This is a genomic window from Streptococcus mitis, assembly GCF_946190115.1.
Lineage (GTDB): Bacteria > Bacillota > Bacilli > Lactobacillales > Streptococcaceae > Streptococcus > Streptococcus mitis_CO.
The window spans coordinates 1-21,755 of record NZ_CAMHZG010000019.1 but is presented as its reverse complement, the minus strand read 5'-3'; the positions used below and the strand labels follow the sequence as shown (position 1 = coordinate 21,755).

General features: G+C 39.5%; 22 protein-coding genes. 1 reads left to right on the top strand and 21 read right to left on the bottom strand.

Annotation, left to right across the window (positions count from 1 at the left end; translation table 11 throughout):
• Positions 1-97 precede the first annotated feature (97 nt).
• The 5 genes from N8L90_RS08650 to pbp2a form a co-directional block, all read right to left on the bottom strand.
• Positions 98-577: a sigma-70 RNA polymerase sigma factor region 4 domain-containing protein gene (locus N8L90_RS08650; RefSeq protein ID WP_000914535.1), complete on the bottom strand. Its 480-nt coding sequence runs from the start codon at positions 575-577 to the stop codon at positions 98-100.
• A 120-nt stretch (positions 578-697) separates the two neighbouring features.
• Positions 698-1,234, bottom strand: a complete 537-nt coding sequence (nusG, locus tag N8L90_RS08645; RefSeq protein WP_000376740.1) for a transcription termination/antitermination protein NusG — start codon at positions 1,232-1,234, stop codon at positions 698-700.
• Positions 1,235-1,284: 50 nt separating this feature from the next.
• Positions 1,285-1,461, bottom strand: coding sequence for a preprotein translocase subunit SecE (gene secE / locus N8L90_RS08640; protein WP_001210991.1), 177 nt, complete (start codon positions 1,459-1,461; stop codon positions 1,285-1,287).
• A gap of 9 nt (positions 1,462-1,470) precedes the next feature.
• Complete coding sequence (gene rpmG, locus N8L90_RS08635) at positions 1,471-1,623, bottom strand: 50S ribosomal protein L33 (RefSeq protein ID WP_001809375.1); 153 nt, start codon at positions 1,621-1,623, stop codon at positions 1,471-1,473.
• A 52-nt stretch (positions 1,624-1,675) separates the two neighbouring features.
• Positions 1,676-3,871 (bottom strand): penicillin-binding protein PBP2A, encoded by a 2,196-nt coding sequence (gene pbp2a, locus N8L90_RS08630; protein ID WP_261025104.1) that lies wholly within the window; start codon positions 3,869-3,871, stop codon positions 1,676-1,678.
• An 86-nt stretch (positions 3,872-3,957) separates the two neighbouring features.
• Here pbp2a and N8L90_RS08625 point away from each other — a divergent pair, with 86 nt between their 5' ends.
• Positions 3,958-4,833 (top strand): RluA family pseudouridine synthase, encoded by an 876-nt coding sequence (locus tag N8L90_RS08625; RefSeq protein ID WP_023945665.1) that lies wholly within the window; start codon positions 3,958-3,960, stop codon positions 4,831-4,833.
• Positions 4,834-4,901: 68 nt separating this feature from the next.
• On the opposite strand, the gene gap is transcribed toward N8L90_RS08625, so the two are convergent.
• From gap to N8L90_RS09645, 16 genes are all read right to left on the bottom strand, one after another.
• Complete coding sequence (gene gap / locus N8L90_RS08620) at positions 4,902-5,912, bottom strand: type I glyceraldehyde-3-phosphate dehydrogenase (protein WP_000260687.1); 1,011 nt, start codon at positions 5,910-5,912, stop codon at positions 4,902-4,904.
• A 176-nt stretch (positions 5,913-6,088) separates the two neighbouring features.
• Complete coding sequence (locus N8L90_RS08615) at positions 6,089-7,390, bottom strand: ABC transporter permease (protein WP_261025103.1); 1,302 nt, start codon at positions 7,388-7,390, stop codon at positions 6,089-6,091.
• Complete coding sequence (locus N8L90_RS08610; RefSeq protein ID WP_023945662.1) at positions 7,359-8,042, bottom strand: ABC transporter ATP-binding protein; 684 nt, start codon at positions 8,040-8,042, stop codon at positions 7,359-7,361. The genes N8L90_RS08615 and N8L90_RS08610 overlap by 32 nt, the downstream gene beginning before the upstream one ends.
• Positions 8,043-8,358: 316 nt before the next feature.
• The gene (locus tag N8L90_RS08605) at positions 8,359-9,279 is read right to left on the bottom strand and encodes a helix-turn-helix domain-containing protein (RefSeq protein WP_023945661.1); all 921 of its coding nucleotides are present in this window, start codon (positions 9,277-9,279) and stop codon (positions 8,359-8,361) included.
• A 123-nt stretch (positions 9,280-9,402) separates the two neighbouring features.
• Positions 9,403-12,054, bottom strand: coding sequence for a bifunctional acetaldehyde-CoA/alcohol dehydrogenase (adhE, locus tag N8L90_RS08600; RefSeq protein ID WP_023945660.1), 2,652 nt, complete (start codon positions 12,052-12,054; stop codon positions 9,403-9,405).
• Between the two features lie 299 nt (positions 12,055-12,353).
• Positions 12,354-12,764 carry an MORN repeat-containing protein gene (locus N8L90_RS08595; protein ID WP_261025100.1) on the bottom strand — a complete coding sequence of 137 codons (411 nt, stop codon included), beginning with the start codon at positions 12,762-12,764 and terminating at the stop codon, positions 12,354-12,356.
• A complete protein-coding gene (locus N8L90_RS08590) occupies positions 12,751-13,194 on the bottom strand; it encodes a low molecular weight protein-tyrosine-phosphatase (RefSeq protein ID WP_261025099.1) in 444 nt (147 codons plus the stop codon). The genes N8L90_RS08595 and N8L90_RS08590 overlap by 14 nt, the downstream gene beginning before the upstream one ends.
• 45 nt (positions 13,195-13,239) lie before the next feature.
• Entirely contained in the window at positions 13,240-13,539 is a 300-nt protein-coding gene (yajC, locus tag N8L90_RS08585; protein ID WP_020901078.1) for a preprotein translocase subunit YajC, read from the bottom strand.
• A 117-nt stretch (positions 13,540-13,656) separates the two neighbouring features.
• On the bottom strand, positions 13,657-15,633 hold the full coding sequence (gene tkt / locus N8L90_RS08580) for a transketolase (protein WP_261025098.1): 1,977 nt from the start codon (positions 15,631-15,633) through the stop codon (positions 13,657-13,659).
• Between the two features lie 116 nt (positions 15,634-15,749).
• Positions 15,750-16,373 carry a ribonuclease P gene (locus N8L90_RS08575; RefSeq protein ID WP_261025097.1) on the bottom strand — a complete coding sequence of 208 codons (624 nt, stop codon included), beginning with the start codon at positions 16,371-16,373 and terminating at the stop codon, positions 15,750-15,752.
• 50 nt (positions 16,374-16,423) lie between these two features.
• Positions 16,424-17,413 carry an RNA-binding cell elongation regulator Jag/EloR gene (gene jag, locus N8L90_RS08570; protein ID WP_261025096.1) on the bottom strand — a complete coding sequence of 330 codons (990 nt, stop codon included), beginning with the start codon at positions 17,411-17,413 and terminating at the stop codon, positions 16,424-16,426.
• 17 nt (positions 17,414-17,430) lie between these two features.
• Complete coding sequence (locus N8L90_RS08565) at positions 17,431-18,255, bottom strand: membrane protein insertase YidC (protein WP_004248551.1); 825 nt, start codon at positions 18,253-18,255, stop codon at positions 17,431-17,433.
• Positions 18,230-18,601: a ribonuclease P protein component gene (rnpA, locus tag N8L90_RS08560; RefSeq protein WP_000739245.1), complete on the bottom strand. Its 372-nt coding sequence runs from the start codon at positions 18,599-18,601 to the stop codon at positions 18,230-18,232. Before rnpA ends, N8L90_RS08565 begins: the two co-directional genes overlap by 26 nt.
• 149 nt (positions 18,602-18,750) lie before the next feature.
• The gene (locus N8L90_RS08555; protein WP_049521853.1) at positions 18,751-19,941 is read right to left on the bottom strand and encodes an acetate kinase; all 1,191 of its coding nucleotides are present in this window, start codon (positions 19,939-19,941) and stop codon (positions 18,751-18,753) included.
• A gap of 49 nt (positions 19,942-19,990) precedes the next feature.
• Positions 19,991-20,944 carry a class I SAM-dependent methyltransferase gene (locus N8L90_RS08550; RefSeq protein WP_261025093.1) on the bottom strand — a complete coding sequence of 318 codons (954 nt, stop codon included), beginning with the start codon at positions 20,942-20,944 and terminating at the stop codon, positions 19,991-19,993.
• Between the two features lie 721 nt (positions 20,945-21,665).
• The coding region (locus N8L90_RS09645) for an LPXTG cell wall anchor domain-containing protein (protein ID WP_398577021.1) at positions 21,666-21,755 on the bottom strand (90 nt) is incomplete at its 5' end.

The following is a 21,755-nucleotide window of genomic DNA, read 5'->3' as shown; positions in this document are numbered from 1 at the left end:
GGACCAGAGTTGTTATTTTCAACTCTTACTATTATACCGACTTTTCAAACTTTGTCAACACCTTTTTTAAACTTTTTTTACTTTTTTGCATGAATTCCTAATGAGTACGGATGTCAAACTCTTTAAACACAATACGTAAGTCCTTTAGCACTCTTTGACGCCCTCGGAAGCGTTCATCTCTTAAGACGCGTTCTAACTCTTCTTGTTGCTCTTTATTTTGTTTACTTCTATAATCTCTTAGTGTTTCATGAAAGAGATAATAATCGTCTAGCCAGAGTCCTCCCTCACTTATACGATGACTTATCTCACCCACTTCTTCATAAAGCTCTTTATCATATCTCCGTTTTTGACTTTCTTGTTTACGGAGATAGTCTAAAATTCGATTTCGAAACTTGGTTTTGAAATATTTACGTAAGCGTGGGATATCTTCTACAAGCCCTTCTTCTCTACTAATCAATTCATGTAGGCAAATCATCCCCTCTTGATCCCAGTCCGATAACTCCCACAAATGAAGGTAATATTCATTTCTACACTTGTATACAATTCCTTGGACTTCTTCATACATTTTTTTAAGCATAATCTTCCCCTTTCTAGATACAGTCTAACAAATTCAAAAACACTTTTGGCACATTTCATCCATTCTGTCCCCTTTACCTCCTCAACTGCACAAAAAAGAGAGGTCTTGCCTCTCTTTGGGTTATAATTCTGCGATTTGGTTTAGGTTTACTTCTGCAACTGTGTCATTACCAAACATAGAGATAATCATTTTCACTTTGTTATTATCAATTTCTGTAATCTTACCAGTGTAGTCTGCAAAAGCTCCATCAATAATACGTACAGTTTGACCAACTTCAACATCGATATCAAACTCTTGTACAGTTTGTCCCATAGAAACCAAGATATCACGAATTTCTTGTTCCAATAATGGAGTTGGTTTTGATCTATTTCCGTGAGATCCGACGAATCCTGTAACATTTGGTGTGTTTCGAACAACAAACCAAGCTTCATCTGTCATGACCATTTCTACAAGAACATAACCTGGAAAGCGATTTTCTTCTACTTCTTTTCTCTTTCCATTTTTTTCAACTTGCACTGTTTGTGTTGGAATTTCAACGCGTAGAATATTATCCAACATATTGTAGGTTTGTGCACGTTGTAATAGATTTTCTTTCACCTTATTTTCATAACCAGAATAAGTTTGTAAAACAAACCACCCTTTATCAAAACTATCCATGATATTTCCTTTCATAAATAGAAGATTTTTAGTGTACTTTCACTACTCTTCTAAAAAATGTTAATAAATCGAATCAAACCTGAAACAATCAACTGGTCAAAAATGTAAATAATCACAACAAAGAAAGCAGTGTATTCCATGATAGAACGAAAATCTCTCCAGCTTTCCTTGCGAGTTGGCCATGTTGTGTCTTTAAGAAGTCTAAAAATATCTCCAATAAAACGCATCGCTCTCTCCTATCTCGTTTCTCTATGTGTAGTGTACTTGCCACAATGCTTACAAAATTTATTTACTTCTAGTCGTGTAGGCTTGGGGTTTCCACTAATCTTGATTGAATAGTTTCTCGAACCACAAACCGCACAAGCTAGGCTTGCTTTTTTTAGTGCCATAACGCCTCCATCTTATCTATTATAACAAGAAAGCTAGGCTTTGACAAGCATCTTAGCGAAATAGATTGACTACCGAATCCCATATTGTTTGAGCCTTTTCCTTAATCTTCGCATCTGAGATAGCCCGACTAGCCTCATCTACTAGACTTTGCGCACGTCCTCGAATATCAGACAAATTATCATCTGTCTGGCTATTATCATTGGTTTGTACTTGTCTTTTTGTGTTAGCTGGTGCAATTCCGTTTTTCTTATATGCATTTTCAACTGTAAAGGTACTTCCTGGCGTATAAGGTAAAATGGTATTGGCAATGTTTCTAAAGACATGAGCTGCACCATTTGAAGTAGATCCTGCTAGATAGTGATTTTCATCAGTGGTCGGGAAACCAAGCCAGTGACTAATCACTACATCTGGAGTATAACCAATCACCCACTGGTCACTTGTGTACTCCGGATTGAAAACTGCTTCAGTTGTTCCAGTTTTCCCTGCCATGACATAGTCTGCAGGCGATGAACTAATACCGGTACCGTTGGTGAATGTCCCCAACATCATACTGGTCATCTTATCAGCTACAGCTTTATCAATCACCCGTTTTTGTGAATTTTTATGGCTCGCAACAACCTGACCACTAGCATTTTCAATTCTACTAATAAAATGAGCTTCCGGCATTAAACCTTCATTGGCAAAGGCAGCATATGCTTGAGCCATTTGCAGAGGATTGGTTTCGACACCGCTTCCCAAAGCGACACCAAGAACACGGTCGACCTTTTCCATGTTGAGTCCAAATTTTTCGCCTGCCTCAAAAGCCTTATCAACACCCAAATCATTAACAGTAGCAACAGCAGGTAGATTAAGCGATTCTGCCAAGGCTTGATACATGGGAACTTCTCGACTCTTTTTGATTCCTGCATAGTTATCTACTTTATAGTTGTCATACTTCATGGTATGGTTATCCAAGAGCTTATTCAAAGCCCAACCTGCCTCAACTGCTGGCGTATAAACAACTAAAGGCTTAATTGTAGAGCCAGGGCTACGTTTTGATTGAGTTGCATAGTTGAAATTCCGGAATCCAGTTTTATCATTGTCAGCAACTTGACCGACAACTCCACGAACTCCTCCTGTTTTCGGTTCGAGAGCGACACTTCCTGATTGAGCAAATGTTCCATCCTCTGCCCTCGGAAATAGCGATGTATTTTCATAGACAACCTGCATATTTGCTTGGTAGTTTTGATCCAACTCTGTATAAATGCGGTAGCCATTATTGACAATTTCTTCCTCTGTTAGATTATACTTAGACACAGCTTCATTAACCACCGCATCAAAGTAAGAAGGATAGCGGTAATCTGAGATTTTTCCTTCATACTTATCGTGCAATTGCGAAGTCATATCAACTTCTGCAGCTTCGGTTTCTTGGTTTTTATCAATATATCCTGCTGCAACCATATTTTGTAAGACAGTGTCGCGACGATTGGTAGAATCTCCTACGGAATTCAAAGGATTATACAGTTCCGGCCCTTTGAGCATCCCTGCCAGAGTCGCAGCTTGATCCAAACTCACTTCTGACGCAGAAACTCCAAAGTATTTCTTACTCGCATCTTCAACCCCCCACACACCATTTCCAAAATAAGCGTTGTTAAGGTACATGGTTAAAATCTGATCCTTACTATATTTTTTTGTTAATTCTAAGGCAAGGAAAAATTCTTTCGCTTTTCTCTCGACAGTTTGATCCTGCGATAGATAGGCATTTTTAGCCAGCTGTTGGGTAATAGTAGAACCACCACCTGAACGACCAGCAGTGACAATCGCCAAGAAGAAACGACCATAGTTAATCCCGTCATTTTTATAGAAAGAGCGGTCTTCTGTCGCAATAACAGCATTCTGCAAATTTTTACTGATATCAGTCAATTCAACGTAGGTTCCCTTTTGACCAGACAAGGCACCAGCCTCCTTTTCTTCACGGTCAAAAATGAGAGTTCGAGTTTTCAAGGCGTTTTGCAAATCGTTAACATTGGTTGACTTAGCTACAGCAAACAAATAGGTTCCAACTAGCAAGCCTGCACTCAAACCTAGTATAAGGACAATCTTTGTTAGATGATAACGACGCCAGAATTTCCGAATCGGACCCACTTGGGCTAATTTTTTTCGATCACTACGAGAGCGACGTAAGCTAGTAGAATCAGAGTCCTCTAGTTCACTTGTTTCTTTTTTAAAAAGAGAAAGAAATTTCTCAAATAATTTATCTAATTTCATGCGTTTATTTTATCATCTTCGTCATAGGAAGACAAGAATTTAGCTATTTCCTATCCAAATAGGGCTTTTTTTGTTACAATATCTGTATGAAATTCACATTTACATTACCAGACTCTCTACCTCAAATGACGGTAAAGCAATTACTTGAGGAACAACTCCTCATCCCTAGAAAAATCCGTCATTTTTTGAGAATCAAGAAACACATTTTGATTAATCAACGAGAAGTTCATTGGAATGAGACGGTAAGTCCTGGAGATGTTTGCCAATTGACTTTTGACGAGGAAGATTATCCCGAAAAAGAAATTCCTTGGGGCAACCCAAACCTCATTCAGGAAGTTTATCAAGACCAACACTTAATTATTGTGAACAAACCAGAGGGGATGAAAACGCATGGTAATCAGCCAAGCGAAATCGCCCTTCTTAACCATGTCAGTGCCTATGTTGGCCAAACCTGCTATGTCGTTCATCGTCTAGACATGGAAACCAGTGGTTTGGTTCTCTTTGCCAAAAATCCTTTTATCCTGCCTATTCTCAATCGCTTACTGGAGAAAAAAGAGATTTCTAGGGAATACTGGGCACTAGTTGATGGACATATCAACAGCAAAGAGCTTGTTTTCAAAGACAAAATCGGACGTGATCGCCATGATCGTAGAAAACGAATAGTTGATACAAAAAATGGGCAATATGCTGAAACGCATGTAAGCAGATTAAAGCAATTCCCAAACAAAACGACCCTTGTCCGTTGCAAACTAAAGACAGGGCGAACCCATCAGATTCGTGTGCACCTTTCGCATCATAACTTCCCTATTTCAGGCGATCCTCTCTATAATAGCAAATCAAAGACGAGTCGCCTTATGCTCCACGCCTTTCGACTGTCCTTTACCCATCCGCTTACTCTAGAGAAATTAAGCTTCACTACCCTATCAGATACTTTTGAAAAAGAATTAAAAAAGAATGGATGATTGTGTCATCCATTTTTCCATATAAGAAAAGCAAGACCAAGAGGCCTTGCTTTTTATCGACTCATGAATTATTTAGCGATTTTTGCGAAGTATTCAAGAGTACGAACAAGTTGTGCAGTGTATGACATTTCGTTGTCGTACCATGATACAACTTTAACCAATTGTTTACCGTCAACGTCAAGAACTTTAGTTTGAGTTGCGTCAAACAATGAACCGTAAGACATACCTACGATATCTGAAGATACGATTGGATCTTCTGTGTAACCGTATGATTCGTTTGAAGCTGCTTTCATAGCTGCGTTCACTTCATCAACAGTAACGTTCTTTTCAAGAACAGCTACCAATTCAGTAACTGATCCAGTTGGAGTTGGAACGCGTTGTGCAGATCCGTCAAGTTTACCGTTCAATTCTGGGATTACAAGACCGATAGCTTTTGCAGCACCAGTTGAGTTAGGAACGATGTTTGCAGCACCAGCGCGAGCACGGCGAAGGTCACCACCACGGTGTGGTCCGTCAAGGATCATTTGGTCACCAGTGTAAGCGTGGATAGTAGTCATCAATCCTTCAACAACACCAAAGTTGTCTTGAAGAGCTTTAGCCATTGGAGCCAAGCAGTTTGTAGTACATGAAGCACCTGAGATAACTGTTTCAGTACCGTCAAGAACATCGTGGTTAGTGTTGAATACAACTGTTTTAACGTCGTTTCCACCAGGAGCAGTGATAACAACTTTTTTAGCTCCACCAGCGTGCAAGTGTTTTTCAGCAGCTGCTTTCTTAGCAAAGAAACCAGTAGCTTCAAGAACGATTTCTACACCGTCGTTAGCCCAGTCGATTTGTTCTGGATCACGTTCAGCAGAAACTTTGATGAATTTACCGTTAACTTCAAATCCACCTTCTCTAACTTCAACAGTACCGTCGAAACGACCTTGAGTTGTGTCGTATTTCAACAAGTGTGCAAGCATAACTGGATCTGTAAGGTCGTTGATACGAGTAACTTCAACACCTTCTACGTTTTGGATACGACGGAAAGCAAGACGACCGATACGTCCGAAACCGTTAATACCAACTTTAACTACCATTAGTGATTTCCTCCTTATGAAAATCATGAAATTTTTATTGTGAAAAGAGTAACTTGAATCACTACAAATCACCTTTCAACAAACCTATTATATAACTATTTAAGTTTAATTGCAAGTACGGGCATTGTTTTTCTATGTTAGTTTCTTTTTTAAACTGTAAATCAAGGAATCCCTTACTATTCATATCGTAACGATTCTACAGGATCCATTTTACTAATTTTACGCGCCGGGAAGTAAGCTGATACATAACCAAGCAAGAGAGCGAAAGCTAGAGTTCCTAAAACAGATAACAAATTTAATTCAAAAACCTTAGTGATGGATGGGTAAAAGTGATTTACAATCGCATTCGCCAAACTTCCCACCCCTTGTGCAACCAAAAATGCCAGCAGCAAGGCGATCCCTACAATCCAGATAGCCTCGTAAATAAAAATCCCTTTGACATCATGATTTTGATAACCAACTGCCTTCATGACACCTATTTCCTTAGAACGTTGCATGATATTGATGTAAATGATGATACCAATCATGACCGCTGCTACCACAATAGCTTGTGATGAAAGTACAATCAATAATCCCTGAATGACACGAATAAAGGTAATCACAATATCAAGAACCTTCTGTTGAGAAAGAACAGTATACTTCTTGTTTTTCTGCAATTCTTCTGTTATCACTTTTGTTTGTGATGGATCTTTGAGTTCCAAGATAAAATAAGATACAGCTTTTGTAAATCCAGCTTCTTTCAAGATTGCTTCCATTTGATTAGAAGGCATAAAACTGTTGCTGTCCTCCATGTCATCTTCATCATTGATTACACGTACAATCTTCGTTTGAAATTGAGCAGTCTTACTAGCTTCGGCAGCATTTTCTACAATACTTGCTGAGACTGATTTGCCAATAACATCACTAGCTGTCAGATTGTTTCCTGTCTGTTCATTCCAATTTTTTAGTAAACTGATTGGAATCGTCAAGCCCTGTTCATTCGCATCAGTATAGAGGGAGCCAGCTAATACTTTGTCCGCCTCATTACTACTAACAGAAATACCTGTATCCTCATAGAGACTCACTACTTGAGCATAAGAAGGCATCGTTTGACTCAGATCCATTTCTTGACCATCTATCGTAATATTTGACATGGTCATCCCAAAAGGACTCTCCAAATATTTAATAGCTTCTTTCCCAACTGTATCCGTGATATAGTTCTTATCGTCTTGGTTCAAAAAGCCTCGTCCAACATTTTTTGTGTTTAAAGCAATCTGAACTTGAGAAGGGATTTGACCTCCATTCGTATTTTCATCAATCATCGAAATCAAAGCATTTCCTAAGCCGAAAGAAATTAAGACTCCTACAAAACCGATTGAGGTTGCTAGCGCAATCAATAGATTACGCCACTTTCTTTCCATAAAGTTATTTAAAGAAAGTTTAAATTTATTTTTCAATGACAATCCTTTATTTTTTGACTTCTTCAACGACTTCACCATCCTTCATTTTGATAATCACATCTGCATATTCGGCAACCTCTGGATTATGGGTTACAATCAATACTGTCTTCCCTGTTTGGGCTAATTTTTTAAACACTTCCAATACCATTTCTTGGGATTGAGAGTCCAGTGACCCTGTTGGCTCATCTGCTACAATCATATCTGGCTGATTTACCAGTGCACGCGCGATTGCTACGCGTTGCTTTTGCCCGCCAGAAAGCTGTTTAACATTTTTAGCTACAAAAGGCTCCATGCCTAAGTTACTTAATTGCTCCTTTGCAATCATTGTCATCTCCCTGTCAGATAAATCTTTGACATAGAGAGGTAATTTGACATTGTCCAAGACAGACTGATGAGGAATGAGGTTAAAGTTTTGAAACACAAATCCAATCTTATCTTTACGAAATTGAGTTAGTTCAATCTCTGATAAGTCACGGAGGGATTCCCCTTTAAATTCTAAAACTCCTTCATATTGTCTATCTAAACCACTGATGATGTTTAGTAGACTGGTTTTGCCACAGCCTGATGGACCGTAAATCGCTGTAATTTTACCTTTTGCGATTTGCAGATTTATATTCTTTAAAGCCTGCTCTTGATGTTTACCATCCAAAGTGTAAAACTTTGAAATATTTTTAATGGATAAAATGGACATTCTTTCCCCCTTGTTTAAAACTGTTATCGTCATACATCATACTTATAGAAAATCCTTCAAGCTACTTCAGCACTGATTTCCCCTACGGGCCTACTACTTAGAATTTTCTCTCTATTGCCAAGTTTGCTTCTGGATGTATAGCAAGTAATACTCTTCGAAAATCAAATTCAAACCACGTCAACGTCGCCTTGCCGTACTCAAGTACAGCCTGCGGCTAGTTTCCTAGTTTGCTCTTTGATTTTCATTGAGTATAAAATTCATTTTAACAAAAAAGCGACATTTCCCCAATGACAGAAATGTCACTCCTATAAATCATTTAATAATACCTTTCTAAGTCTTCGCTCCATTCCTTATCTAAACTAACGAGTAACTTCTCATTACCAAACATCCTCGCCATCATTTTTGCTTCTTCATACTTTTGTTTGGCTGTATCATAATCGGTATGAATATAATATTTCCACTCCACCATCAAGACAATCGGTTGCTTTTGGAAATCTCGTGTTTTTTGTCCTATTTTATTTAAGGTCTCAACTGCCCTCTTAAAATAATGAAACAGCCCCATAATTTCTATACAAGCTAAAGAAGCTAACAAGGAATCTCTAAGTAAGTCCAAACAATCGAACTCTATCTTATCAACCTGAGAACTTAGTTTGTCATGAAAACAAAGAATGGTTTCATGCTCAGATTCTTTTATCTCACCCACATTTAAACCATCCATTAACTGACAGTTGAAATACAGTCTCAGTTTCAACAAGTCCTCGGCTTTATATACATCTCTGGATAGTAAATCTTGAAGACCGTCTTCAATCACACCACTTCCGTATAAGGAATTACTAGTCGCTCTCACTGCATCTATAGCTTGAAGACAATCCACTAGCACTTTCTCATCACGGGGCAGGTCATCATAAAAACACTCAAAAATCTCATCAAAATATTCTTCCTTTTGTTCCTGCAACTCCTCGTCTCCATAGTCAGGATGATGTAAAAGAAAGTACTTTAATTCTTGGTAACGCTTGGGTAATTCCTTATAATCTGGCATCAAGACGTAGGACGGAATTTCTAATCGTTCTGCAATATATTCTAGTGTTTTTATCGTCGGGCGAAATTCTCCTTTTTCAATCCGCACCAACTGACGCACTGATAATTCAGACTCATCCCCGCAAAAAACTGGACGACTAAGTCCTTTCTCCTCTCTTAAAAGTCGCACTTTATCCCCTAACTCATTTATCTTGTTCATTTGCCCCTCGCATGATTATTAAAGATTTGATTTTCAAATAAATATATGCGATGATTATACCATTTTTCAAATAGAATTACAAAAAAAGAGACAGGATTTCTCCTGCCTCTAGGCTGATAACAATTATTTACGGCGTCCTGGTCTTTCTTTGTAGCCATAGTAAGAATCTTCGATGATTTCTTGCATGTGGTCAACCATTGGAAGGCGTGGATTTGCAGGCGAACATTGATCTTCATAAGCAAGGAAGGCCAATTCACGAGAATGTTCTTTCCATTCTTTTTCATCAATTCCTTGTGCTTTGAAGTTCATTTGGATACCTACGCGCTCACCAAGTTCGTAGACAGCTTTTGCGTAAGATTCCACACCTTCTTCTGGAGTAGAAGCTGGAAGTCCAAGCATGCGTGCGATATCTTGGTATTTTTCATCTGCACGGTAGTAGTTGTACTTAGGCCATGTTGCTGTCTTAGCTGGACGTGTACCGTTGTAACGGATAACGTATGGAAGCAAGATAGCATTAGTACGACCGTGGATTGTGTGGAATTGCGCACCAATCTTATGGGCCATTGAGTGAGAAATACCTAGGAAGGCATTGGCAAAGGCCATACCAGCGATTGTTGAAGCGTTATGCATTTTCTCACGTGAATGGAAGTCTGCGTTCTTAACTGAGCTTTCAAGGTTTTCGAATACAAGTTTGATGGCTTGAAGTGCAAGACCGTCAGTGTAGTCGCTAGCCATTTGTGATACGTAAGCTTCAGTCGCGTGGGTCAATACGTCCATACCAGTGTCCGCAGCAACAAATCCAGGAACTGTCAATACCAAAGCAGGGTCTACGATTGCCACAGTTGGTGTCAATGAGTAGTCAGCGATTGGGTATTTACGGTTGTTTGCTTTATCAGAGATAACGGCAAATGGTGTTACTTCAGATCCTGTACCAGATGTAGTTGGAATCGCGATGAATTTAGTCTTCTTACCAAGCAATGGGAACTTGAAGGCACGTTTACGGATATCCATGAATTTTTGAACAAGATCACGGAAGTCCACCTCTGGTTGTTCATAGAAGAGCCACATTACTTTAGCAGCATCCATTGGAGATCCACCACCGAGAGCGATGATTGTATCTGGTTTGAAAGCACGCATAATCTCAGTACCACGGTTTACAGTTGTGATATCTGGATCTGGTTCTACATCAGCAAAGATTTGATAAACAACCTTATTGCGACGAAGATCAAGTTGTTCGATGATACGATCAAGGAAACCAAGCTCTACCATGGCATGGTCAGTCACGATCATGACACGTTCAACGTCACGACATTTTTGAAGGTATTGAATTGAATCACGTTCAAAGTATGTTTTTGAAGGAAGTTTCATCCATTGCATGTTATTTCTCCGTCTTCCGACTTTTTTGATATTCAAGAGGTTAATGGCACTAACGTTATCCCCAACTGAGTTGCGTCCGTAAGAACCACATCCAAGTGTCAATGATGGCAAGAAGGCATTGTAAACGTCCCCGATACCACCGAAAGTAGAAGGTGAGTTACAGATAACACGAATAGCTTTAACAGCTTTACCAAATTCTTTAGTCAATTCTTCGTCAGCTGTGTGGATAGCTGCTGAGTGTCCAAGACCGTTAAATTCAACCATTTGACGAGCCTTAGTAATACCATCTTCACGGCTTTCAGATTTCAAAACTGCGATAACTGGTGACAATTTTTCACGAGTCAATGGCTCATTTTCACCAACTTCTTTACATTCAGCAGCAAGAATGTTTGTTCCTTCTGGAACTGTAAATCCTGCTTGCTCTGCAATCCAAGTTGCTGGTTTACCAACGATGTCAGCGTTCAATTTTGCACCAGCACAGTTTTTGCTGTTTGCTTTCACGCCGAAGCAGAACTCTTCAAGAAGTGCTTTTTCTTTTTTGTTTACAAAGTAAGTGTGGTAAGATTTGAACTCTGCTACAAATTCATCGTAAATTTCTTTATCAATGATAACCGCTTGCTCTGAGGCACAGACCATACCGTTATCAAATGATTTAGACATGACGATATCGTGTGCTGCTTGACGAATGTTTGCTGATTTTTCAACATAAGCTGGAACGTTTCCGGCACCTACCCCAAGAGCTGGTTTACCACATGAATAAGCCGCCTTAACCATGGCATTACCACCTGTTGCAAGGATTGTCGCAACACCTTCGTGGTTCATAAGGGCACTTGTTGCTTCCATAGATGGTTGAGTAATCCATTGCACACAGTTTTCAGGAGCACCAGCTGCGATAGCTGCATCGCGGACGATACGAGCTGCATGAGCAGATGATTCTTGTGCTGATGGATGGAAGGCAAAGACGATTGGGTTACGTGTCTTCAATGAAATCAATGATTTGAAGATTGCTGTTGATGTTGGGTTTGTTGTTGGAGTGATACCACAAACAACACCAACTGGTTCAGCGATAAGAGTCAAACCTGTTACATCGTCTTCTTCGATAACGCCAACTGTTTTAGTGTGGCGCATGTTGTTTACTACGTGTTCACAAGCAAACAAGTTCTTAGTTGCTTTATCTTCAAATACACCACGTCCTGTTTCTTCAAAGGCATGTAAAGCCAATTCTCCGTGGGCATCCAAAGCTGCTACTGATGCTTTGGCAACGATGTAGTCAACCTGCTCTTGATCCAACTTACGCATTTCTTCAAGAGCAACTAGAGCTTTTTGCACCAATCCATCGACATGCTTTTCAGCAGCGAGTTTCTTTTCCTCTGGTGTCACAGTTTTTTTATCAGCCATATTTTCCTCCATAGCTTTCAAGGATTTAATCCTTTGTTAATTTTTTCACAAGTTTATTATAACGCATTATTTCAACTTTGTAAACAGTTTCATAAACATTTCACAAAGAATTTTTAGTTCCTTGTGAAATCTTTCTCATTTTCTTTGCTTATCAGGTTTTATCTTTGAAGTTTGTGAAATTTATTTCAAATATTTTTTTATTTCACAAACTTGCTTGGAAGAGAGACTTGGAAAGAAAGGGATTTGCAGGTAAGCGCTTACTTTAACATTCTAACAATACCTCCTTTGATAAGGAGGCCTTATTTTTGTTGAAAAACGCCTTGTTTAAAAGTCCCTTCATAAACGACTTCTTGTTCTGTTGTTAGTTTCCCTTTCCCTTCAGCCTGACCATTTACAAAATCTCCTTCGTAGGTCCAGCCTTCTTTGGATTGAAAGGTACCTTTTCCGTTGAAAGCTCCATTGTTGAAACCACCTGTATATTGGTCTCCATTTTGGAAGGTGATGGTTCCTTGGCCATTCATTTTACCACGGACAAGACTGCCATCGTAAACAATGGTTCCATTATCAAGCTTTAGAACACCTTTTCCGGGAATATTTAGAAAAAAGACGAGTACAGCACAGAAAACAATGGTAACTACTGCCAAAAGCTCTAAACGTGGACGAGTCAGATAGACACGATACTTGTCGTAAACATTCTTAAGATTTTCCATCTTCACTCTCCTTTTCTAAACGTTCTAACCAAGCTTGACAACCCTCTTGAACACGCTGATAGGTTTCCTCAAAATCTCCTGTATACCAAGGATCTGGAACACTTTCAGATGCGAATGAGTAAATCTTATCTTGACAGTCTACTGGACACATCTGACGTAAGTCAGAGACATTTGAAGCGTCCATTCCGATAATATAATCAAAGGCTTCAAAATCTTCCTTACTAATCTGAAGCGATGTTTTGGCTTTGTCATAAGGAATATCATACTCTTGAAAAACTCCCTGAGTTCCCTTATGAATCGGATTGCCATATTCCCAAGAGGAAGTCGCTCGACTTTGGATTTCGTAGTTATCTGTCATCGATTTCATCACAAACTCGGCCATAGGGCTGCGGCAAATATTTCCCAGACAGACAAAGACTAGTTTTTTCATCCCATTCCTTTCTTTTATAGAAAAACGGGAGTTCGTGATCCCGTCTTATTTTTCAATTGCACCTTCGAGTGAAGCTGTTTCTTTAAGTGGTAATACGGTCTTGATAGCAGCTAGTTCAAAAGTCAAGTAAACCCCATCTACATCAAGAACAATTGTTTTCTTTTCTGTATCTACTTCATCGACTGTTCCATAAAGTCCACCGATTGTAATAACTTCATAGCCTTTTTGTAGTTTATTCAAGCTTTCCATACGTTTTTGTGCTTGTTTCTTTTGAGAGCGTTGCGTAAAGAACATCAAGCCCAACATAGCCACAAGAATGATTAAAAATGTATATTGTGATTCCATTATATTCTCCTTTGTCTTTTACATAGGACTACTATATCAAATTTCAGCTACTTTTACAAGATTGTACCTTGCTTTTCTAGTAAGAAAAAACCAGAGCTTGCGCCCTGATTTTTAGAATTATTTCAAGTCTTGAACGACTTTTACAAGATTTTCGACTGTAAAGCCATATTCTGCCAATACTTTTGGTGCTGGGGCAGAGGCTCCGAAGGTATCAATACCGAGAACAGCACCATCTAGACCAACATATTTGTACCAGTTTTGAGTTGCACCCATTTCGACTGCAACACGACGGCGAACTGCATTTGGAAGAATTTCTTCCTTGTATGCTGCATCTTGTTTATCAAATACATCTGTAGATGGCATGCTGACTACACGGACTTTTGCTCCTTGACTAGCCAATTCTTTGGCAGCTGAGACAGCAAGATTGACCTCTGAACCTGTCGCAATCAAGATTGTATCAAAGTCTGCTGCATTTTCATATACAACATAAGCACCTTTAGCAACCTTGTCGAAGTCTGTCCCTTCTTCAACAGTCAAGTTTTGACGTGTCAAGACAAGGGCAGTTGGTGTTTTCTCACTTGTCACTGCAAGGTACCAAGCTGCTTGAGTTTCACGCGCATCTGCTGGACGGAAAACATTTAGATTTGGCATAGCACGAAGACCGGCTAAGTGTTCAACTGGTTCGTGCGTTGGACCGTCTTCCCCAACCGCGATTGAATCGTGGGTAAAGACATAAGTCACAGGAAGTCCTTGTAAGGCTGACAAACGGACAGCTGCTTTCACATAGTCAGAAAAGACGAAGAAAGTTCCACCGTATACACGAAGTCCACCATGAAGGGCCATTCCGTTCAAGATCGTTCCCATTGCAAATTCACGAACACCAAACTGAATGTTACGGTTCAAGCGATTGGCATCGTCTTGAAGTCCGTCAGTCTTGATATAAGTCATGTTTGAGTGAGCTAGGTCAGCTGATCCACCCAAGAAAGTTGGTAACTTAGCTGCCACAACATTCAAGGCATCTTGACTTGAATTACGAGTTGCTTGAGAGAAGCCATTTTCTAAGGCTGGGAAGTCTGCTGGGGTCACTTCAACTGGATCACGTCCATCGATGATGGCTTCTACTTCTGCTGCCAGTTCTGGATGAGCCTCTTTATAGTCAGCAACTAATTTTGTCCAAGCTTGATAAGCTGATGCGCCACGGTCTGCAACATGTTCTTTGAAATCAGCATATACTTGTTCTGGGATTCCAAATGGTTCGTAGTCCCAACCAAGCGCTTGACGAGTTGCTGCAGTTTCATCTGCTCCAAGAGGAGCACCGTGTACGGCATTAGTTCCTTGTTTATTTGGAGAACCGTATCCAATAACAGTCTTCACTTCAATCAAAGATGGCTTGCCTGAAGCTTTAGCTGTTTCGATAGCAGCATGGATTGCTTCCAAATCTGTTCCATCTTCAACCAAGGCAGTATGCCAACCATAGGCATTGTAACGGTCACGAACACTTTCTGTAAAGGAATCCTTTGTCTCACCATCCAAGTTGATGTCATTTGAATCATAAAGGACAACCAACTTATCTAGTTTTTGCAAACCTGCATATGAAGCCGCCTCACTTGAGACACCTTCCATCAAGTCTCCGTCTCCACAGATAACATAAGTATAGTGGTCAAAGATATTGTAGCCTTCTCGGTTATATTTGGCTGCCAAGAAACGTTCTGCTTGGGCAAAACCAGTGGCAGTTGAAATCCCTTGCCCTAGAGGACCTGTAGTAGCATCAATCCCTGCTGTATGGCCAAATTCTGGGTGACCAGGTGTTTTTGAACCCCATTGACGGAAGCTCTTGATCTCATCCATACTAACATCTTCAAAACCAGAAAGGTGAAGAAGAGCATAAAGAAGCATTGAACCATGACCAGCTGAAAGAATAAAGCGGTCGCGGTTAATCCAGTTTGGTTGAGCTGGATTGATACGAAGTTGTTTTGTAAAGAGGCTATAAGCCATTGGAGCCGCTCCCATAACAACACCTGGGTGACCTGAGTTGGCTTTGTTGATAGCGTCAATACCTAGGAAACGAATTGCATTAACAGATAGATTTGACATAGAATTTCCTTTCTATTTGAGGTGATTATTGGATCACACATTCTATTTTACTATTATATGAAAAAATACATAGAATAGCAATTAAACAATTCGACGCTAGATAAGTCTCCTATTTTCTACTCTCTGGTCGCCTGATAGTAGGGAAGTAAGCGCTCATAATCTTCTTCTAATTTTTCTAAAATCACTTCTAATGATTGATTTTCAATAAAAGAAACATCTGCCTTAACTAAAACTTTTCGGACTTCCTGATTGGATATTTTATTTCTTAAAATTTGACGATTTTCTTCGTTCGCCTCCCATCTTTGACATTGACCATCTGAGTAGGCTAGATAATAAATTCCTTTAACGGTTGGAATTTCTAAAACCTTGGCCTGTTTGCCTAGAGTTTGCTCATCCTTCTTGCGCTCGATGAAACTGACTTCTAGTGAGACTCCAAAATCAGAAGAACTTCCGTACAAACGTAAGGCCATCATAGGTTCTGTCACTTGTCCGTCTCTCTGTATATAAACCCAAAAATGTGGTAGCAAACGCTGCGCTTGGTTCATCCACTGACTAGTCTGTTGAAGTTGCCATTCTGGATGGCTTGCTTGAAAGGCTTTAGCCAGTTCTGTAAAAGCCTTTCGTGCCTCTTGGCCTTTATGGCGCAATTCCAGCATTTTCTCTCGTTCTTCCCCAGCTTTATCTGGATTACGGTATTGCAAACCTGCAAAGTCTAGATAGTCTCTTATCTTATTCAACATCCATTTAACCTCCTCTAACTAGCAAAAAATCAGGAGAACCCTGATTTTACTTATTCTGTATCTACAACTACATAGCGATTTGGCTCGTCACCTTCAGAGTAACTAGTCACGCCATCCATACGCGAAATAATACGATGGATAATCTTACGTTCGCTATTTGACATAGGATCTGTTTGATGACTACGTCCTTCTTCTAAAACACGATTCGCCAATTTTTGAGCGTATGTTTGCAAGACTTCTGCACGGTGTTCAACATAATCATTGACATTGATTGTAATGTAGAAGGTTCTTGAATAGCGGTTGTAAAGATAATTTTGAGCCAACAATTGCAAGGCCTTCAAGACTTTACCATGGTAGCCAATAATACGACCTGGTTCGTTAGTATCAATTTGCAAATTGATACTACGACGGTTATAATCATTTGAAAGTGTGGCTTCAACATCCATGTCATCAATAATTGTTTGAACATAAGTCGTTACTTCCGTAGCTACTTGTTCAATATCAAAGCTCGGTTCAACTTTCAAGCCCAAGTCTCCTAGTTCTTGACTTTCAGTTTGCTCGGCTTGGCTTTCAATAATAGGAGTTTCTACTTCTTCTTCGAGAGCAGTTTCTTCAAGTTGTAATTCATTTAAAATCTCAATGTGACCAGTTTCTTCCAAGATAGTGCTGGCATGTCTTTCATGTTTTAAGATTTCAGCCTTGACTTCATCAGAAATACCTTGGCCTCCCTCTTCAATCTTTTTAATTGCTTCTACAACATGACCCAAATCAACAGTTGCTTCACTGACTGTTTTAACAGGCTCATTCAAATCATTGATTTGTTTTGGAACTCCCTTTACAGCTTGTTGGTTTGCTTTTACAACTGTCGTTTCACTAATAGCATCGATATCCACTTGGGCTGGTTTTTTACCAAATAAGCCAAGAAACCCTTTTTTCTCACGAGAAATGACTTTGATATGAGCCTTCATTCTTGGAATATCTAATTCTTTCAATCCTTTCTGGATTGCTTCTTCAACAGTTGAACCTGTAAATACTACCATTACCAGATTCCTCCTTATTATTTCGTTTTCTGAGCCTTTTTCTTGGCTTTTCTTTTTCTATTTTCCAAATCTTTCTGTGCCTGAACTACTGCCTCGCGCTCTGCAATAATCTTGAATGGATTATTCAAGAAATAGGTTTGCAAGACTTGATAAGCATTGGACACTGTCCAGTAGAGGGCGACTCCACCTGGCGCATAAACTGCAAAGATAAAAATCAAGACCGGAATCCCATACATCATCGCAGTCGTAGCGCCATTACGCTCAGACAAAGCTTTGTTGGACAACCAAGTACTTAAAAAGGTAAATACAGCTGCTAAAATCGGAAGAACAAAGGTTGTATCCACACCACCAAGGTTAATCCATAAGAAATGACCTGTCTTTAAAAAGTCAACTCTTGATAGAGCTTGGAACAAGGCCAAGATAACCGGCATCTGAATCAAAATCGGCCAAAGAGAATCTGAATGTCTGACACCCATTTCTTTAAAGACTTTACGCATTTCTTGCTCTAGCTTGGTTCTACTTTCCATATCTCGACCTGGATATTGTTCTCGAAGCGCCTTAATGCGTGGTTGAGCTTCTTGCATTTTTCTAGAAGCTACCATTTGCACTTGGAAGACTGGCAAGAGAACTGTACGAATCAAGACCGTAAAGAGGATAATCCCCACTCCGATACTGATATCAAACGATAAAAAGCGAATGATTTCCGCAAAGAAGTAAACAAATTTACTCCAAAAATCAGCCGAATCGGCTGTAATATCGCTAGTTGTCCCATTTGTTGCACAGGCTGTCATGATCAATAGGGACAGTCCTAGCAAACTAGTCAACTGTAGTTTCTTTTTCACTCCCATTTCCTTCCTGGTAAATCTTTGATAATTTTAATACGTGGAGTAGATTTTTCTCCATCTCTGCGTATCCCAAGGTTTCGACTCCTTTTCGAGCAATGACAACAAAGTCGACATCTTCTACCAGACTCCCTTTTGCATTCTGGATAATATGCCGAATTCGTCGCTTAATTTGATTTCTAGTGACGGCATTCCCAAGTTTTTTGCTAACTGATAGACCTACTCGAAAATGGTTTTTCTGATTTTCTAATTGGTAGACAACAAATTTGCGATTGGCAAAACTTGTCCCCTCCTTGAAAATCGCCTTAAAATCTTTCTCTCTTTTTACACGAAAGTTTTTCTTCAAAACTCAACTCCATCTATTAAATTACTACTATTATACCATATTTTTCAAAAAAGCCAATCATAGCAAGGTTTTGCACAATTTCACCATAAAAAGAAGCTGGAAAAATCTCTTTCCCAACTCCTTGCACTGAATATTTTTTCTAATTTTACTTATTTTTTCAAGCGTTCAACGTCACGGGCAATAACTAGCTCTTCATCTGTTGGAATAACCAATACACGGATCTTCGCTGCCTCTGTTGAGATATCTCCTGTCACACCGAAGACGTTCTTTTCTGGATCAACATCACAGCCAAACCAAGAGATACCTGAAATAACATCTTCACGTACGTTTGCAGCATTTTCACCGATACCTGCTGTAAAGATAATAGCATCTGCTCCATTTAAGACTGCAAGGTATTGGCCGATATGTTTTTGGATACGGTCAACATACATTTCATAAGCTAAAGTGGCATCGTGGTCCCCTTCTTCCATAGCAGCAATCACATCACGCATATCACTAGATTTACCTGAAACACCCATAAGCCCTGATTCACGATTAAGGACGTGACTAATATCCTCAGGCGTGTTAAAGTCCTCTGTATATTGCATTAAATAAGGAATGATAGCTGGGTCAATATCCCCTGTACGAGTTCCCATCATCACACCACCAAGTGGAGTGAATCCCATTGAAGTATCGACAGATTGACCACCCTTAACAGCTGTAATAGAAGCACCATTACCGATGTGGCAAGTAATCAATTTCAAGTCTTCTAATGGACGTCCCAAAAGTTTTGCGGCTTCTCCTGCTACAAACTGGTGACTTGTACCGTGGGCACCATATTTACGAACCTTGTTTTCTGTGTAATATTTTGTTGGGAGAGGGTAGCGATAAGCTTTCTCTGGCATACTTGTGTGGAATGAAGTATCAAAAACAACTACACTGGTAATGTCTGGCAACAACTCCTTGAAGGCACGAACACCTGCTGCATTGGCTGGATTGTGGAGAGGAGCCAACAAGCTCAACTCTTCAACTTTTTCTAAAACATCTCCCTCAACGACTGTTGATTCTTTGAAATATTCTCCACCTGCAACAACACGGTGTCCAACACCTGTAATCTCATCATAAGCCTTGATAATATCGAAACGAATCAAGTCATCCAATAAGATTTTAACAGCTTGTGTATGATTTTCGATATCCAAAATTTGTTGCTCAGAACGACCATCAAATTTTACAGTTGAAATTGAATCTTTCAAACCGATACGTTCAATCAAACCTTTCGCCAATACTTTTTCTTCTGGCATTAAGTATAATTGCCATTTCAAACTTGAACTTCCCGCATTGATTGCAATTGTTTTTGTCATAACAAGACTCCTCTTTTAAGCGTTTTCATCTATTATAACAAAATCTATTTTATATTTCAGTACCTTGAGTCCATTTTTGAAAATTTTCTTTAAATTTCATTAAAACACTTGCATCTTGCAAGCTAGCAAGTGGATAAACAAAAGGCTCTACTGCTAGTTCATTTTTCTTCTGTAAGATAAAAATGGTCTTGGATTGTTTGGCATTGGCAAAGAGATTTTCAGGCAAACTAATCATGGCTACCAGACTCGCTTCCTCTTTCAACCAGCCTTTCAACAAATCACTTTGAGGACTGGTCAACAAATCACTCGGAGCGAGAAAAATAGCGTAGCCATCTGATTTGAGATACTTAAGTCCTTGTTCCATGAGCAAGTGATGAGCGTAGGTATGTTCTTGACTAGAAGCAACTTGATGGCGCGACGCAACGGCATCATCAGGATAATAGCCGACAGGTAGGTCGCTGATGACCACGTCGCTTTCTTTGAGCATTTGTGGACGAACGGCATCTCCTTGGACAAAGCCAGCCTGCAAACCAATTACATCTGCCATGCTAGCTGCCAAATCAATCAGCAAATCATCCACTTCCATTCCCAAGTAATTCACCTTTTTATCAAGCGAGGTCAAGAAAGTAGCGCCTAGAATTCCCATTCCGGAACCCATTTCGAGGATAGTGATTTCCTCCTTTTGAGACAACTCTTCCACAATAAACACCAAAAGCAAAGCAATGGCATCTGGCGTAAACTGGTGATTGGCCTGTAGGGGCTCTGTCTGCCCAGCCTTCATCAAGAGAAACTGGTAGGTCTTGAGCCATTCTTCCTTACGAAGTGCTAAACGCTTAAGGGCTTGATTGTTCTCCTTGACCTGCTCTAACTCAGTTTCACCATCCAGATAAATGCTGTTTTGCTCCACCAGGGCGTCATAAAAGTTGGTCGCCAAATCACTTTGGATGACTTGGACATTCTCTAGTAAATACGTATAAGCTTGTTCAATTTTTTCAAAATCCATATTCCTATCTTATCAAATTTCCCTTCTTTTTTCCATTCTTATAGAAAAATCACACTATATCTACATTGGTTGCCCGTTAATCTTTTATTGATGACATCAATCTTATCTACACAAGATCAGATAAACGTTTCTTACTATCTACAACTGTACTCTTATCTTGCTGTCTGATTATTGCTTGGTATAAAATGGCACATAATCATTCTAACAATTCACTCCTCTTCTACTAATTCTCTCTAATATATAATTGAAGGAAATAAAAGATCAAAACAGTGCAAGAAAAGCCCACTAATACTCAATGAAAATCAAAGAGCAAACTAGGAAACTAGCCGCAGGTTGCTCAAAGCACTGCTTTGAGGTTGCAGATAGAACTGACGAAGTCAGCTCAAAACACTGTTTTGAGGTTGTGGATAGAACTGACGAAGTCAGTAACCATACCTACGTCAAGGCGACGTTGACGTGGTTTGAAGAGATTTTCGAAGAGTATAATCTATCAATACTTTTATGAAGTGGTTTTTCGTACTCAATTTTTTAACCGACTATACAAACACAAGGCCAGGAAACTCAATTCCATCCGAAAAGAAAGGAAATATTTCCACAATAAAACGCATACTATCAAGTTTTTGAACACCTGATAATATGCGTTTTTATGATTTTACAGACTTTTTTGTCCAAACTCGATAGACACATCTATCGCCAATCAAATATGAGATAAGCAGATTGTTTACATTTCTTCATCATCACGTTTACGGCGTTTCGCAAACAGACCTAAACCAGTCACAGCTGCCAAAGCTCCAAGGAGTACAGATGATTT